The organism is Microbacterium sp. LRZ72, from assembly GCF_033792225.1.
Lineage (GTDB): Bacteria > Actinomycetota > Actinomycetes > Actinomycetales > Microbacteriaceae > Microbacterium.
Genome location: NZ_JANGEX010000002.1, coordinates 313,115 through 328,142, shown reverse-complemented (window position 1 = coordinate 328,142; position 15,028 = coordinate 313,115). Strand labels below are relative to the sequence as shown.

Below are 15,028 nucleotides of genomic sequence, written 5' to 3'. Positions count from 1 at the left end.
CGGCGAGAGCCGCCGAGATGGCCAGGAGCGCTCAGCGCAGGTGGTGCCCGGCGGCGACCTGGGCGAGGATCGCCGCCTCGACGAGCGGCCAGTCGTGCACGACCAGCGCGTAGTCGAAGCGCAGGGTGACGTATCCCCAGGCGGCGGCGTGGGCATCGCGCACCAGGTCTTTGTGCCGCGCGGCAGGGTCCTCGTGACCGGCGCGGCCGTCCGCCTCGATGAGAAGGCGGTCGCCGATCAAGAAGTCGACCCGGCCGACACCGGGGATCCGCACCTGCGAACGCATCGCGAGCCCGTGCCCTCGCAGCCGCCACCGCAGCAGCGACTCCAGGCCGCTGTCGGCGTCATCCCGCGCATGCAGCATCGCCTCCCGTCCGGAGTCGCTCACTCGCGCGCGCAGCCAAGCGAGGTCGGGCGCGGCGAGCAGGCGCTGCCGCAGCGCAGACTCCAGCGCCACGACGAACGACTCCACTCCGCGGCATCGCAGAATCTGACGCAGCACCTGCCGTATCGGCGGTATCGAGAACCTGCTCGTCGGATGCTGGTCCGTGTGCACGACGCACATGCATCCCGAATGCGGGCGAGCGTGCATCGATTCCGGTAGCCCCACGTGCGGCGGCCCTTCGTCGAGCACCCACAGCCCGTAGTGGCGTGCGGCGGTTGCACAAGCGGGTACCGCACCGTGCGCCGCGGCCGCAGTCACCGCTTCGCAGGTCCCTGCCCGCGCATAGAGCCCGCGCCCGACCCGGTTGAGCCGCCCCTGCTGACGTGCGGCGTCGATGGCGCGACGCGGCATCCCCGATGCGCGCAGCTCGGCATAGGTGATCACCGCCGGCATCGCGTCGGGCAGAGCGCACATGCCGCCATGTTCGCGTGCGCGCACGAGGCTACTCCGGCCGCACTCCTCGTCTGTGGATGGTTCGCGCACCCGTCAGCCTCGGAGGGGAGTGTGATCCCGACGAGAGGCCGGCGCCGTCGCGTGCACAACTGCGGGCGATCGACGGGACGCGCCGCCGAACCACCCGAGCCGCCGGCGTGTCGAATGGGGCCCCGCAGTTGTGCACGGCGAGGCGAGGATGCCGGTGGCCGGCGGATGCCCGCGGTCAGGGGATGACCGCGGCCAGCGGATGCCGGCATCCGGAACCGCGGTCTACCCGAACCGGCCCGAGACGTAGTCCTCGGTCGCCTGCACGGCGGGGGTCGTGAAGATCGCCTTGGTGTCGTTGTACTCGATGAGCTTGCCGGGCTGCCCCGTGCCGGCGATGTTGAAGAACGCCGTGCGGTCGGACACCCGCGAGGCCTGCTGCATGTTGTGCGTCACGATGACGATCGTGTACTCGCTCTTGAGCTCCTCGATCAGCTCCTCGATCGCGTACGTCGAGATCGGGTCGAGCGCCGAGCAGGGCTCGTCCATCAGCAGCACGTCGGGCGACACGGCGATCGCGCGGGCGATGCAGAGGCGCTGCTGCTGCCCGCCCGAGAGGCTGGAGCCGGGACGGTCGAGCCGGTCCTTGACCTCGTTCCAGAGGTTGGCGCCCTTCAGCGAGCGCTCGGCCAGATCGTCGGCATCCGATTTCGACATCCGCTTGTTGTTGAGCTTGACGCCGGCGAGCACGTTGTCGCGAATCGACATGGTCGGGAACGGATTCGGCCGCTGGAAGACCATGCCGACGTCGCGCCGCACCGCTACGGGGTCGACGCCCGGCCCGTACAGGTCCTGACCGTTCAGGAGTACCTTGCCCTCGACGTAGGCGCCGGGGATGACCTCATGCATGCGGTTCAGCGTGCGCAGGAAGGTCGACTTGCCGCAGCCCGAGGGGCCGATGAAGGCGGTGACGCTGCGCGGCTCGATCTCGAGCGTGACACCCTCTACGGCGCGGAAGTCGCCGTAGTACACGTTGAGGTCGTTGACTTCGATGCTCTTTGACACGGGGAGTGGGCTCCTACTTCATCGGCGACCGGTCTTGGGTGCGAAGAACTTCGCAACCATCCGGGCGGCCAGGTTCAGGATCATGACGATCAGGATCAGGGTGAGGGCGCCGGCCCATGCGCGAGCGATCGCGGAATCGGGGCTGGTGCCCTGGTTGGCGTACTCGTTGTAGACGAAGACGGGCAGGGTCATCATGTTGCCGTCGAACAGGTTCAGGTTGAGGCTCTGCGTGAACCCGGCCGTCAGCAGCAGCGGGGCGGTCTCACCGATCACGCGGGCGATCGAGAGCATGATGCCCGTGGTGATGCCGGCGATGGCCGTGGGAAGGACGACCTTGACGATCGTCAGCCACTTGGGCACGCCGAGGGCGTACGCGGCCTCGCGCAGCTCGTTGGGCACCAGTCGCAGCATCTCTTCAGACGAGCGCACCACGACCGGGATCATGAGCACGCTCAGCGCGACAGATCCCATGAAGCCCATCGAGATGCCCGGGCCGAAGAAGACCACGAACAGCGCGTACGCGAACAGTCCCGCGACGATCGACGGGATGCCGGTCATGACATCGACGAAGAAGGTGATGGCTTTCGCGAGTCGCCCGCCCTCGGCGTACTCGACGAGGTAGATCGAGGTCATCAGCCCGATCGGCACCGAGATCACCGTCGCGGCGAGCGTGACCAGCAGCGTGCCGTAGACCGCGTGGATGGCGCCGCCGCCCTCGCCGACGATGTTGCGCATGCTGTAGGTGAAGAACTCGATGTCGAACCGGTCGAGACCGTTCGCCACCACCGTGAACAGCAGCGAGATCAGCGGCAGCAGGGCGATGATGAACGCGCTCGAGACCACGACCGTGATCAGGCGGTCCATGCCCTTGCGGCGCCCCTCCACGACTGAGGAGAGGAAGTAGAGGGCGATCGCGTAGAGGACGACGCCGAAGAAGATCGTGGCGGCGATGTTGAAGTTCGCGATCGGCTGCCCGATGTTGAGGATCAGGAACGGGATCGCGACGACGACGAGCGAGATCGGCAGCAGCGACCACACGGCGGCGCCGGGCAGTCGGCCGCTGGTGAGGGAGTCCTTCGACGTCGCGGGCGTGGCGGGGGCGATGATCGACATCAGTTGGCTCCGGAGAAGTCTTTGCGGCGGTTCACGAGCCAGCGGGCGAGGGCGTTCACCGCGAAGGTCAGCACGAACAGCACCAGACCGGTCGCGATCAGCACGGCGATCCCGTCGCCGTACGCCTCGGGGAAGCTCAGTGCGATGTTCGCGGGGATCGGGGTCGGGTTGGTCGAGGTGAGCAGCTCGAACGAGATGACGCCCGACACCGACAGCACCATCGTCACCGCCATCGTCTCGCCGAGTGCGCGCCCGAGCGCCAGCATCGCGGCCGAGACCATGCCGCCGCGGGCGAACGGCAGCACCGCCATGCGGATCATCTCCCAGCGCGTAGCGCCCAGGGCCAGCGCCGCCTCCTCGTGGAGGGACGGTGTCTGCAGGAAGACCTCGCGGCAGATCGCCGTCATGATCGGGAGGATCATCACGGCGAGCACGAGGGCGGCGGTCAGGATCGTGCGACCGGTGGCCGACACCTGCCCGTCGAAGAGGAAGATCCAGCCGAAGTAGTCGTTCAGCCACACGAAGGAGGGCTGGATCGCGCCGGCGAGCACGAGGCTGCCCCACAGGCCGAAGACCACGGAGGGCACAGCGGCGAGCAGGTCGATGATGTAGCCGAGGAATGCCGAGAGCCGCCGCGGGGCGTAGTGCGAGATGAACAGCGCGATGCCGATCGCCAGCGGCGCGGCGATGATGAGCGCGAGGATCGAGGCCCAGATGGTGCCGAAGACGAGCGGGATGACGTACTCCGCGAAGGAGCGTCCGTCCAGGATCGGGTTCTCGGCGGGGTCTCCGGTGAAGGCGGGGATGCTCTCGGCCGTGAGGAAGATCGCCACCGCCGCGAGCACGAGCAGGATGATGATTCCCGCGCCCATCGCCGTGCTCGAGAAGGCGACATCGCCGGGACGACGTACGCGCCGACCACCACCGGAAGACCTCACGACGGGGTCTCGGGTACTCGACGCCATACTCATGCCCTTCTCGTGGTGGGTTCTTGCTCAACAAGGATGCCGCGTTTCTGCGCGGAAGCCTTGTTGAACCCCGCACCGGAATCATCTTCCGGTGCGGGGCCCACAGTATTCGGTTGTCAGCCGATCATCGCGATGGCCTCGTCGACCTGCGCGCGCAGGTCATCCGAGATCGGCGCCGAACCGGCGTTCGAGGCAGCGGCCTCCTGGCCTTCGGGGCTGGCCATGTAGGTGAAGTACGCCGACACGAGCTCCGCGACGTTCGCATCCTCGTACTCGACGCAGCCGATCAGGTAGCTCACGAGCGCGATCGGGTAGACGCCCGACTCGACCGTGGCGTAGTCGACCTCGAGAGCCAGGTCACCGGCTTCGCGGCCCTCGACCAGCGGGGCGGCGTCGACGATCATCGCCGCGGCCTCGGCCGAGTAGGGGACGAACTCGCCACCGACGCCGACCGACACGATACCGAGGTCGCCCACCTGCGAGGCGTCGGCGTAGGTGATGGTGCCGTTGCCGCTGCTGGTGGCATCGACGACGCCCGAGGTGCCCTGGGCCGCCTCGCCGCCCTCGATCGGCCACACGCCGTCGGCCTCGTACTCCCACGCGCTCGGAGCGGCGGCGGCGAGGTAGCTCGTGAACGTCTCGGTGGTGCCCGAGTCGTCGGAGCGGTGCACCGGCGAGATCGCAAGGTCGGGCAGGTCCGCGTCGGGGTTCGACTCGGCGATCGCCTCGTCGTTCCAGTTCGTGATGTCGCCGGCGAAGATGCCCGCGATGGCGTCGGCGGTCAGGTTGAGCGAGTCGATGCCCTCGAGGTTGAATGCCACGGCGACGGGCGAGATGTAGAGGGGAAGCTCGACGATGCCGGCCGAACCCTCGTCGGCGCAGGCGCCGAAGCCACCCGCGGCGATCTCTTCGTCGTTGAACGCGCGGTCCGAGCCGATGAAGTTGCTCGCGCCGGCGATGAAGTTCTCGCGGCCGGTGCCGGAGCCGGTGGGCTCGTAGTTGATCGTGACGTCGGGGTTCGCCATCTGGAACTCCGCGACCCATGCCTCCTGGGCGGCGGCCTGCGACGAGGCGCCGGTCGCGTCCAGCGTGCCCGACAGGCTGCTGTCGCCGGCCCCGGGCTCAGTCGTGCCGCCGCCTTCATTCGCGGCGCAGCCGGCGAGGGCGAGGGCGGCGACGGCGCCGAGGGCGGCGACGCGGGAGATGCGGCTGATCTTCACTGTGTGTGTCCGTTCGATCGATGACAGGGTGATGCCCGGTGCGGGGCACACAGTGACCGTAGGAGGCAGTGCTTACCAGAGTGGGCCGATTCGGTGAACGCAAGGTGAACGAGCGGAGAGCGGGTGCGCGAGGGGCGCGCGGGGTCCGTCGGCGCGCCATTTCGCCCGGCTACCATGACGCCCATGTCGAAGAGCAAAGATCAGCGCAAGGCCCAGAACGCGATCGCGGATGCGGCCGAGGCCGTCAAGTCGGCGAAGAAGACGGCGAAGGATCTGCCGCCCAAACGCGCCAAGCAGGTGCGGGAGCTCGCCGACGAGGCGGCCCGCGTGGTGGAGACGCCCAAGAAGAAGGTGCGCAAGAAGCCCGCGCGCGTGACAGAGAAGGCGAAGAAGGCCACGGCCCGTCTGCGTCGCGGTGTCGAGACCGCGGTCGCCAAGGCGGAGCGCAAGGCCGCCCTGCGCGCCGAGGCCGACAGAGCCGCCGCGGCTGCGGAGAAGGCCGACGCCGAGGCGAAGGCCCGCACCGAAGAGGCGAAGGCCCTCAAGAAGTCGGCGGCGAAGGCCGACCGGGAGGCGCGTCGTGCCGAGGAGCAGGCCGCGGCCGCGCTCGCGTCCGCGACATCGACGACCGGAACGGATTCCGAATCGGGTGAGACCGATGCGCCGACGGGACTCGAGGCCGAGACGGTCGTGCAGCTGCGTGCCCGCGCCCGCGCGGCGGGCAAGACCGGGTACTCGCGCATGTCGAAGGCCCAGCTGGTCGCTCTTCTGAGCGACTGACATGGTCGACTCGCCGGCCGCCTCAGTCGCGTCCGCCGCCGTTCTCGACCGACGTGGGCTGGCGGCTCCGGCCCGCACTCTGCTCCAGATACTCACCGACACGGCACGCCGCCACCCCGAGGCATCCGCGATCGACGACGGGTCGGGCGCCCTCAGCTATGCCGAGATGCTCGCCCGGGTCTCGCACACGGCCGTCCGGCTGCACGAGGCGGGCGTGCGCCGCAGCGACCGTGTCGGCGTCCGGATGCCGTCCGGCACCAAGGAGCTGTACATCTCGATCCTCGGCGTGCTCGCGGCGGGAGCGGCCTACGTGCCGGTGGACGCCGATGATCCACCCGAGCGCGCGCGTCTGGTCTTCGGCGAGGCGAAGGTGCGCGGTGTGATCGAGGGGGCGGGGCAGTACCGCCCCCTCGATGACGCATACGGCGATGACGCACACGGCGATGCGGATCCCGCTGTCGGCGGACCCGCGGCATCCGCTCTCTTCGCGGGCGATGCGCCGCATCCGAGCACGAGCGCCACCCCGATCATGCCGACGATCACGCCCGAGGACGACGCCTGGATCATCTTCACGTCGGGCTCGACGGGCACGCCCAAGGGCGTTGCGGTGACGCACCGATCGGCAGCGGCGTTCGTGGATGCCGAGGCCAGGATGTTCCTGGCCGATGACCCCCTGGGGCCCGGGGACCGCGTGCTCGCGGGGCTCTCCGTGGCGTTCGACGCCTCGTGCGAGGAGATGTGGCTGGCGTGGCGGCACGGCGCGTGCCTGGTGCCCGCCCCGCGCGCGCTCGTCCGTTCGGGCGAAGACCTCGCGCCCTGGCTCGTGCGCCAGGGCATCACTGCCGTGTCGACAGTGCCGACCCTGGCCGCGCTGTGGCCGGCCGAATCGCTCGAGAACGTGCGACTGCTCATCTTCGGCGGCGAGGCGTGCCCGCCGGAGCTGGCCGCGCGTCTCGCCGACGACGGACGTGAGGTCTGGAATACGTACGGGCCCACCGAGGCGACGGTCGTGGCGTGCGCAGCCCGGCTCGGCGGGGACGGGCCGGTGCGCATCGGCCTGCCTCTCGACGGATGGGCGCTCGCCGTGGTGGATGCCGAGGGCGCCCAGGTGCCGCCCGGCCAGGCCGGCGAGCTCATCATCGGCGGGATCGGGCTGGCCCGGTACCTCGATCCCGCGAAAGACGCCGACAAGTACGCCGCTCTGCCCTCGCTGGGATGGGACCGGGCGTATCGTTCGGGCGACATCGTGCGCTTCGACACCGAGGGGCTCGTCTTCCAGGGCCGCGCCGACGACCAGGTGAAGATCGGCGGACGGCGCATCGAGCTCGGCGAGGTGGAGGCGGCCCTGCAGGATGTGCCCGGTGTCGGCGGGTCGGCGGTGGCGGTGCGTCGCACGGCGGCGGGCATCGATGTGCTCGTGGGGTACGTCGTCGTCGGGGCGGCTTTCGACCGGGCCGCTGCCCGTGCGCACCTGTCGGAGACACTGCCGGCGCCGATGGTGCCTCTGCTCGCCGTGGTCGACGAGCTGCCCGTGCGCACATCGGGAAAGGTCGACAAGGCTGCGCTCCCCTGGCCCCTGCCCGAGTCGGACGCCCCCGTGTCGGGCCTGACGGCGACAGAGGGGTGGCTGGCCGAGCAGTGGCAGGCCGTACTGGGTGTGCCCGTGCCCGGCGCGGATGCGGACTTCTTCGACCTCGGTGGCGGATCGCTGGCCGCAGCGCAGCTGGTGTCGCGCATCCGCGTCCGCGACCCCGGGTTCAGCGTCGCCGACATCTACGACCTGCCCCGGTTGGCCGCGATGGCGGGGGCGCTCGCCGACGTGAGTGCGGAGCCGCCCGACAGCTACCGCGAGCCCCGCCCCACTCCGCGCCGCATGCAGCTGCTGCAGACGGCGCTGGGCGTGCCGCTGTTCATTCTCGGGGGTGTGCGCTGGCTGCTCTACCTGCTCACGGCCGGTGCGCTGCTGCAGCTGGTGCCGGGTTTCGAGGTGCTCCCGACGGCGCCCTGGCCGGTGCTGCTCATCGGGCTCGCCGTCTTCGCCACCCCCTTCGGTCGCATGACCGTGGCGGCGGTATGCGCGCGGATGCTGCTGGCGCGCGTGCCGGCCGGCGACCACCCTCGCGGCGGTGGCGTGCACCTGCGGCTGTGGCTCGCCGAGCAGATCGCCGCGCAGGTCGACGCGGTCGGGCTGGCGGGGGCACCCTGGGTGACGTACTACGCGCGGGCGCTCGGCGCGCGAATCGGGCGCGACGTCGACCTGCACTCCCTTCCACCCGTGACGGGGATGCTGCGCATCGGCGAGGGCGCCGCGATCGAGCCCGAGGTGGACCTGTCGGGGTACTGGATCGACGGTGACGTCGTGCGCATCGGCGCCGTGCGCATCGGCGCCGGGGCGGCGGTGGGGGCACGCAGCACGCTGGCACCGGGCACACGGATCGGCCGCCGTGCGGAGATCGCGCCCGGGTCCGCGGTCTTCGGCCGGGTGCGTGCCGATCAGCGCTGGGCGGGGTCGCCGGCGGTGCGGGTCGGCGGAACGGTCGCCGGGTGGCCGCCACAGCGCCCCGCCGGCGGGCGTCGCTGGCAGTGGGCGTACGGCGCCTCGTCGATGGTGCTGGGCCTGCTGCCGCTGGTGGCCTTCGCCGCGGGCGGGGCCGTCGTGGCCGCCGGCATGCGCGGCGCCGGGTCCCTCGCCGAAGCGGCACTCGGCGCCCTGGTCTGGCTCGTGCCGGCCGTGCTGGTGACCGGCGTCGTCTTCGCCGTGGCCGTCGTGGTTCTCGTCCGGCTGCTGCAGATCGGTCTGACCGCGGGCACCTATCCGGTGCGCGGACGCGTCGCCTGGCAGACGTGGACCGTCGAGCGGCTGCTCGACTCGGCCCGCACCCTGCTCTTCCCGGTCTACTCCAGTCTCTTCACACCGGTCTGGCTTCGGCTGCTCGGCGCCCGCGTGGGGCGCGACGTCGAGGTATCCACGGTGCTGCTCGTCCCCGCGATGACGACGATCGACGACGGTGCCTTCCTCGCCGACGACACGATGGTCGCCTCGTACGAGCTGCGCGGCGGGTGGATGCGGATCGGCCCCGTGCGCATCGGCAAACGCGCATTCCTCGGCAACTCGGGGATGGCTGCTCCCGGTCACCGCGTGCCCAAGGGCGGGCTCGTCGCCGTGCTCTCGTCGGCACCGGTCAAGGCAAAGGCCGGCACCTCCTGGCTCGGTTCCCCCGCCGTTCGGCTGCGCCGCGTGTCGAATGACGCTGACGAGACGCGCACCTACCATCCCGGTGCGGCGCTGCGGGTCGCTCGCGCGCTGTGGGAGCTCTGCCGCCTCGTGCCGGTCGTGGTGACGTGCGGGGTCGGGCTCGGCGTGCTGTTCACCCTCGCGGCCCTCGTGGCGGCGTTCGGGCCCGCGATCGCGCTGCTGCTCTCCGGTGCCGTGATGCTGGCGGCGGGGGCGGTGGCCGCGGCGGCGGCGACGCTCGCCAAGTGGCTGCTGGTCGGCGTCATCCGCCCGGGTGAGGAGCCGCTCTGGTCGAGTTTCGTCTGGCGCACCGAGGTGTCCGACACCTTCGTCGAGATGACCGCGGCGCCCTGGTTCGCGCGTGCCGCGGCGGGCACGCCGGCTCTCGCCGTGTGGCTCCGTTCGCTCGGCGTGCGGGTCGGCAGGGGCGTCTGGTGCGACAGCTACTGGCTGCCCGAGCCCGATCTGGTGACGCTCGGTGACGCCTCGACGGTCAATCGCGGTTGTGTCGTGCAGACGCATCTGTTCCATGATCGGATCATGAGTATGGATGCCGTCACGATCGAACCCGGGGGCACGCTCGGCCCGCACAGCGTGATCCTGCCCGCCGCGACGATCGGGGCGCATGCCACGGTGGGGCCCGCGTCGCTCGTCATGCGCGGCGAGACCGTGCCGATCGGGTCACGATGGAGCGGCAACCCGATCGGACCGTGGCGGGCCGTGCGCGTGCGCTCCTACCAGGCGACCGCCTCGTGACGGCGCCGGATGCTGCCGACGATTACATCCCCGACAGCGGCGACCGTACCTTCTCCGTACGCCGATACGAGCTCGACCTCACGTACAAGCTCGCCGCGAACCGGCTTTCGGGGCGAGCCACGCTCTCGGCCACGGCATCGGAGCAGCTGCGCTCGTTCCGGCTCGACCTGGTCGGGTTGCGTGCGTCGCGCGTGCGGGTCGACGACGAGCGGCGCACGTCCTTTCGGCAGGGGCCGCGGCACGTGCGCGTGCGGCCGGAACGTGTGATCGAGGCCGGCGAGCAGTTCACCATCGAGGTCGAGTACGGGGGAGCGCCACGCCCCCGTCGATCGCGGTGGGGAAGCATCGGCTGGGAGGAACTCGAGGACGGCTCGCTCGTCGCGTCACAGCCCACGGGAGCACCAACGTGGTTCCCCTGCAACGATCGCCCGGACGACAAGGCCACCTACGGCATCCGCGTCACCACCGATGCGCGCTACCAGGTGGTGGCCACGGGGGAGCCCGCTCAGCCTGCTCGCTCCGGCGGTACGGCGACCTGGGCTTTCGAGCAGGACATTCCGACGGCGACATATCTCGCGTCGGTGCAGATCGGCCCGTACGCGCGCGAGGCGCTCGATCTGGACGGCGTGCGCGGCGCGCTGCACCGATCGTCGTCGCAGGCGGATGCCGCCGGCGAGGCCTTCGCCGATCTCGGCCGCATGATGAGGCTGTTCCAGCGCGCCTTCGGCCCCTACCCCCTGGGCCGGTTCGACGTGGTCGTGACCGACGATCCGCTCGAGATCCCCCTCGAGGCCCAGGCGATGGCCGTGTTCGGCTCGAACCACACCGAGCCGGAGTCGGAACGGCTGATCGCACACGAACTCGCGCACCAGTGGTTCGGCAACAGCGTCGGACTGGCGCGCTGGCGTGACATCTGGCTCAATGAGGGCTTCGCGTGCTACGCGGAGTGGCTGTGGTCCGAGGAATCCGGTGCAGCCTCCGCCGCGGCGTGCGCTGAGGGGCAGCACGCGCGCCTGTCGGGCGAGGCGCAGGACATCGTCGTGTCGGATCCGGGTGCGAGGCGCATGTTCGACGACCGCGTGTACAAGCGGGGGGCGCTGGCGCTGCATGCTCTGCGTCGACGTGTCGGCGACGACCACTTCTTCGAGATCCTGCAGCATTGGTGCGCCAGGCACCGCCATGGCATCGCGACCAGCGCCGAATTCCGTGCCCTCGCCGCCGAAGTGAGTGGCGTCGACCTGGCATCACTGTTCGAGCGGTGGCTGGACCGCGAGGAGCTGCCGCCGCTCGACCGATGAGGCGATCGCGAGGCTGACCGTGCACCCGGGGATGCCGTGGACCGCACGGACGACGAAGCGTTCGACGGCGCCCTCCGGCGGGGTGACCAGCGCAAGCGTTCTTCCGAGGCGTCGGTGCAGCCGCACGCAGCGGGGGTCGAGGGCGAGTCCGCTGCCGCGCGCTTTCAGCGCGGCTTCGACGCGGGTCCAGCGTGCGAGATCAGCCGAACCGGTCGTCCCGAGGGCACGTGCGAGACCCGCCGGGTCCCGCACGCCCGGTGTCGAGAGCTCGGCATCGATGCCGATCGCTCCGCAGCGCCCGCTCGGCGCGACGGCGACGACCGTCACGTCGCCGGCGTGGCTGATGCTGCACCGCACCGGCGCGCCGACCAGACGCGGCGCCCCGTGGTCGCCCTCTCCGCATCGCGGGCAATCCCGCGTCACGTCGGCGGTGGCGCCGGCACCGGCGAGACGGCGCAGCAGGCGTTCGGCGGTGGGGCGGCGAGCGGCACGGTCGGTTCCGGTGCGCCACGCGATCGCCACCGGTCCCACGCGCAGGTGCGCGTCGCGTTCGGGCGCGCTCGCCATCGCGCCGGCCGTCAGGCCTTCGTCGCGTGCGTCTCGATGGCGACGATGCCCGAGCCCGGATGCGGCGCGCTCACATGCACCACCGAGAACGCGGCCGGCTCCAGGTCGGACGAGCTGCCCAGGTACGACCCCTTCACCGTGGCGGTGGCCAGCGCGATCTCGCTCATGATCTCGCCGAGCAGGGGTCCGTGGCTGCACAGCACGGCGGGCTTGCCCGACCGCACACGCTTGCCCACGACGGTGCGCACGTCGGCCAGCCCCTCCTCCCAGGAGTCCTGGCTGATGCGCGCGGTGCGGTGCACCTCTCGGCCGAGCGCCGCGGCCAGCGGGGTGACCGTCTGCACGCAGCGCACGGCATCCGACGAGACGATGCGGCGCACGCCGAACGCACGCAGCGGTCCGACGAGGGCCTTGGCCTGACGCGAGCCGCGCGGGGTGAGGGGACGGGTCGCGTCCGGGCCCGCCCACGCGTCGCGGGCCTCGGCCTTGCCGTGGCGCAGCACGACGATCGGGAACGTCTCGAGCACGCCGTCGTCGACGAGCGCGAGAAAGGAGTCGAGGATCTCGATGTCGGCGGGGTAGCTCAGGTGCGTGCGCGCCTTCTTGGGGGTGACCCACTCGAGCGCCGCGATCTCTTTGTTGGGGACGAACGTCGATGCGCGGATGGCGTCCTCGGTCGCCTGCGCCGCCCAGTAGTGCACGATCTTCTGGCGCTTGCCGGCGATGTGATAGCGCGAGATGCCGATGGCAGGTCCCAGCCGCACACGGATGCCGGTCTCTTCACGGATCTCGCGCACGGCGGTCTCGGCGAGGGTCTCGCCGGGGTCCACCTTGCCCTTCGGCAGCGACACGTCGGCGTACGCGGTACGGTGCACGACCAGCACCCGCATCTTGCCCTCGACGAGTCGCCAGATGACCGCGCCCGCGGCATAGACAGCGGTGTCGGTCATCGCACCGCCCTCGCCCGGCGCCGCCGCAGCGACTTGGCCATCATCTTGTCCTGAAGATCGACGAGGGGAGCGTCGTCGGCGTCACGGTGGTGACGCGTCCACTCGCCGTCGGGACCCAGCCACCACGAACTCGTGCTGTCGCTCATGGCCAGGTCGAACAGGTTCGAGAGCTCTTTGACGTGGGCCGGTGCCACGATGCGCACAAGGGCTTCGACGCGCCGGTCGAGGTTGCGGTGCATCATGTCGGCGCTGCCGATGAACACCTGGGGGTCGCCGTTGTTCTCGAAGGCGAAGATGCGCGAGTGCTCCAGGTAGCGGCCCAGGATGCTGCGTACGGTGATGTTCTCGCTCAGCCCGGGCACGCCCGGCTTGAGCGAGCAGATGCCGCGCACCCACACCTCCACCGGTACCCCGGCCTGACTGGCCCGGTACAGCGCGTCGATGACCTGCTCGTCGACCATCGAGTTGACCTTGATGCGCACGCGGGCCGGCTTGCCGGCGATCGCGTTGCGGCGCTCCTTGTCGATCAGGCGCACGAGGCCCTTGCGCAGGTGCAGCGGGGCGACGAGCAGGCGCTTGAACTTCTTCTCGATCGCGTAGCCCGAGAGCTCGTTGAACAGGCGCGTGAGGTCGCGTCCCACCTCGTTGTCAGCGGTGAAGAGCCCGAAATCCTCGTAGATGCGACTGGTCTTGGGGTTGTAGTTGCCGGTCCCGACGTGGCTGTAGCTGCGCAGCACGCCGTTCTCCTCGCGGATGACGAGCGCCAGCTTGCAGTGCGTCTTGAGGCCGACGAGGCCGTAGACGACGTGCACGCCCGCCTTCTCGAGCTTGCGCGCCCAGACGATGTTCGCCGCCTCGTCGAAGCGCGCCTTGATCTCGACGAGCGCGAGCACCTGCTTGCCCGCTTCGGCGGCGTCGATGAGGGCCTGGATGATCGGGCTGTCGCCGGAGGTGCGGTAGAGCGTCTGCTTGATCGCCAGCACGTGCGGGTCTTTCGCCGCCTGCTCGAGGAACGCCTGCACGCTCGTCGCGAACGACTCGTAGGGGTGGTGCACGAGCACGTCGCCCTTGCGGATCGAGGCGAAGATGTCGGCGCGCTCGGTGTTGTCGCCCGGCTGGAACGCGAGGGCCGTCGTGGGCACGTGCGGCGGAAAGTGCAGCTCGGGCCGGTCGATGCGGGCGAGGTCGAACAGGCCGCGCAGGTCGAGCGGGCCGGGCAGGCGATAGACCTCCTGCTCGGTGATGTCGAGCTCTTTGAGCAGGAGATCGAGGGTGACGTCATCCATATCGTCGGTGATCTCGAGCCGGATCGGGGGTCCGAAGCGGCGGCGCATCAGCTCGGCCTCGAGCGCCTGGATGAGGTTCTCGGTCTCGTCCTCCTCGATGACCATGTCCTCGTTGCGCGTCAGCCGGAACGCGTGGTGATCGAGCACCTCCATCCCGGGGAAGAGATCGCCGAGGTTGTTGGCGATCAGCTCCTCGAGCGGCAGGTAGCGCGCGGTTCCCGCATCCTTCTCGATCGCCACGAAGCGCGGCAGCATGGGCGGCACTTTCAGGCGGGCGAACTCCTGGCGGCCCGTGCGGGCGTTGCGGATGCGCACGGCGAGGTTCAGCGACAGCCCCGAGATGTAGGGGAAGGGGTGGGCCGGGTCGACGGCCAGCGGCATCAGAACGGGGAAGACCTGGGCTTGGAAGTACTCGTACAGCCGCCCGCGGTCGGCCTCGCCGAGCGAGTCCCACGAGACCACCTCGATGCCTGCCTCGGCGAGCGCCGGTTCGACGAGCGTCGTCCACGCGGCGGCGTGACGCAGCTGCAGCCGGTGGGCGTCGTGCGAGATGTCGGCGAGCACGTCGACGGGTGAACGCCCCACGTTCGTGGGCACGGCGAGACCCGTCATGATGCGGCGCTTGAGACCGGCGACGCGCACCATGAAGAACTCATCGAGGTTGTTGGCGAAGATCGCCAGAAAGTTGGCGCGTTCGAGCGCGGGGAGCCGGGCATCCTCGCCCAGCTCGAGCACCCGCTGGTTGAATGCGAGCCAGCTGACCTCGCGGTCGAGGTAGCGGTGCTCGGGCAGCTGAGCGTCATAGGACTCGATCGCCTCGTCGAAGTCGTCGTCGTCCGCGTCGCCGAGCCCTGAGTCGAGGATCGAAGTTTCGAGCATGCCCACATCATGACACCGGCGGATGACAGGCGCGTGAACCGCGCGT

General features: G+C 70.3%; 11 protein-coding genes. 3 read left to right on the top strand and 8 right to left on the bottom strand.

All coding sequences use genetic code 11. The features are described from left to right. Positions 1 to 31: 31 nt before the first annotated feature. The 5 genes from M4I32_RS04070 to M4I32_RS04050 all read right to left on the bottom strand — a co-directional run bounded on the left by M4I32_RS04070 (position 32) and on the right by M4I32_RS04050 (position 5,231). Positions 32 to 859, bottom strand: a complete 828-nt coding sequence (locus M4I32_RS04070) for a type IV toxin-antitoxin system AbiEi family antitoxin domain-containing protein (RefSeq protein WP_319033209.1) — start codon at positions 857 to 859, stop codon at positions 32 to 34. A gap of 291 nt (positions 860 to 1,150) precedes the next feature. Continuing rightward, the gene (pstB, locus tag M4I32_RS04065; RefSeq protein WP_319033208.1) at positions 1,151 to 1,930 is read right to left on the bottom strand and encodes a phosphate ABC transporter ATP-binding protein PstB; all 780 of its coding nucleotides are present in this window, start codon (positions 1,928 to 1,930) and stop codon (positions 1,151 to 1,153) included. A gap of 18 nt (positions 1,931 to 1,948) precedes the next feature. Beyond that, positions 1,949 to 3,043 carry a phosphate ABC transporter permease PstA gene (pstA, locus tag M4I32_RS04060; protein WP_319033207.1) on the bottom strand — a complete coding sequence of 365 codons (1,095 nt, stop codon included), beginning with the start codon at positions 3,041 to 3,043 and terminating at the stop codon, positions 1,949 to 1,951. Further along, on the bottom strand, positions 3,043 to 4,008 hold the full coding sequence (gene pstC / locus M4I32_RS04055) for a phosphate ABC transporter permease subunit PstC (protein WP_319033206.1): 966 nt from the start codon (positions 4,006 to 4,008) through the stop codon (positions 3,043 to 3,045). Before pstC ends, pstA begins: the two co-directional genes overlap by 1 nt. Positions 4,009 to 4,127: 119 nt before the next feature. Continuing rightward, entirely contained in the window at positions 4,128 to 5,231 is a 1,104-nt protein-coding gene (locus M4I32_RS04050) for a phosphate ABC transporter substrate-binding protein PstS (RefSeq protein ID WP_319033205.1), read from the bottom strand. A gap of 183 nt (positions 5,232 to 5,414) precedes the next feature. Here M4I32_RS04050 and M4I32_RS04045 point away from each other — a divergent pair, with 183 nt between their 5' ends. From M4I32_RS04045 to M4I32_RS04035, 3 genes are read left to right on the top strand one after another with little or no spacing between them, the layout of a single operon-like run. Beyond that, entirely contained in the window at positions 5,415 to 6,011 is a 597-nt protein-coding gene (locus tag M4I32_RS04045; protein WP_319033204.1) for a hypothetical protein, read from the top strand. Between the two features lies 1 nt (position 6,012). Next, a complete protein-coding gene (locus M4I32_RS04040) occupies positions 6,013 to 10,002 on the top strand; it encodes a Pls/PosA family non-ribosomal peptide synthetase (protein WP_319033203.1) in 3,990 nt (1,329 codons plus the stop codon). Next, entirely contained in the window at positions 9,999 to 11,300 is a 1,302-nt protein-coding gene (locus tag M4I32_RS04035) for a M1 family metallopeptidase (protein ID WP_319033202.1), read from the top strand. The genes M4I32_RS04040 and M4I32_RS04035 overlap by 4 nt, the downstream gene beginning before the upstream one ends. Here M4I32_RS04035 and M4I32_RS04030 read toward each other — a convergent pair. Genes M4I32_RS04030 through M4I32_RS04020 form a run of 3 tightly spaced genes read right to left on the bottom strand, consistent with a single transcriptional unit; the run spans position 11,247 to position 14,982 of the window. Then, on the bottom strand, positions 11,247 to 11,867 hold the full coding sequence (locus M4I32_RS04030; RefSeq protein WP_319033201.1) for a hypothetical protein: 621 nt from the start codon (positions 11,865 to 11,867) through the stop codon (positions 11,247 to 11,249). The two genes, M4I32_RS04035 and M4I32_RS04030, sit on opposite strands and share 54 nt — an antisense overlap. Positions 11,868 to 11,878: 11 nt before the next feature. Next, positions 11,879 to 12,817, bottom strand: coding sequence for an NUDIX hydrolase (locus tag M4I32_RS04025; RefSeq protein ID WP_319033200.1), 939 nt, complete (start codon positions 12,815 to 12,817; stop codon positions 11,879 to 11,881). Beyond that, positions 12,814 to 14,982, bottom strand: coding sequence for an RNA degradosome polyphosphate kinase (locus M4I32_RS04020; RefSeq protein ID WP_319033199.1), 2,169 nt, complete (start codon positions 14,980 to 14,982; stop codon positions 12,814 to 12,816). Before M4I32_RS04020 ends, M4I32_RS04025 begins: the two co-directional genes overlap by 4 nt. Positions 14,983 to 15,028: the final 46 nt, after the last annotated feature.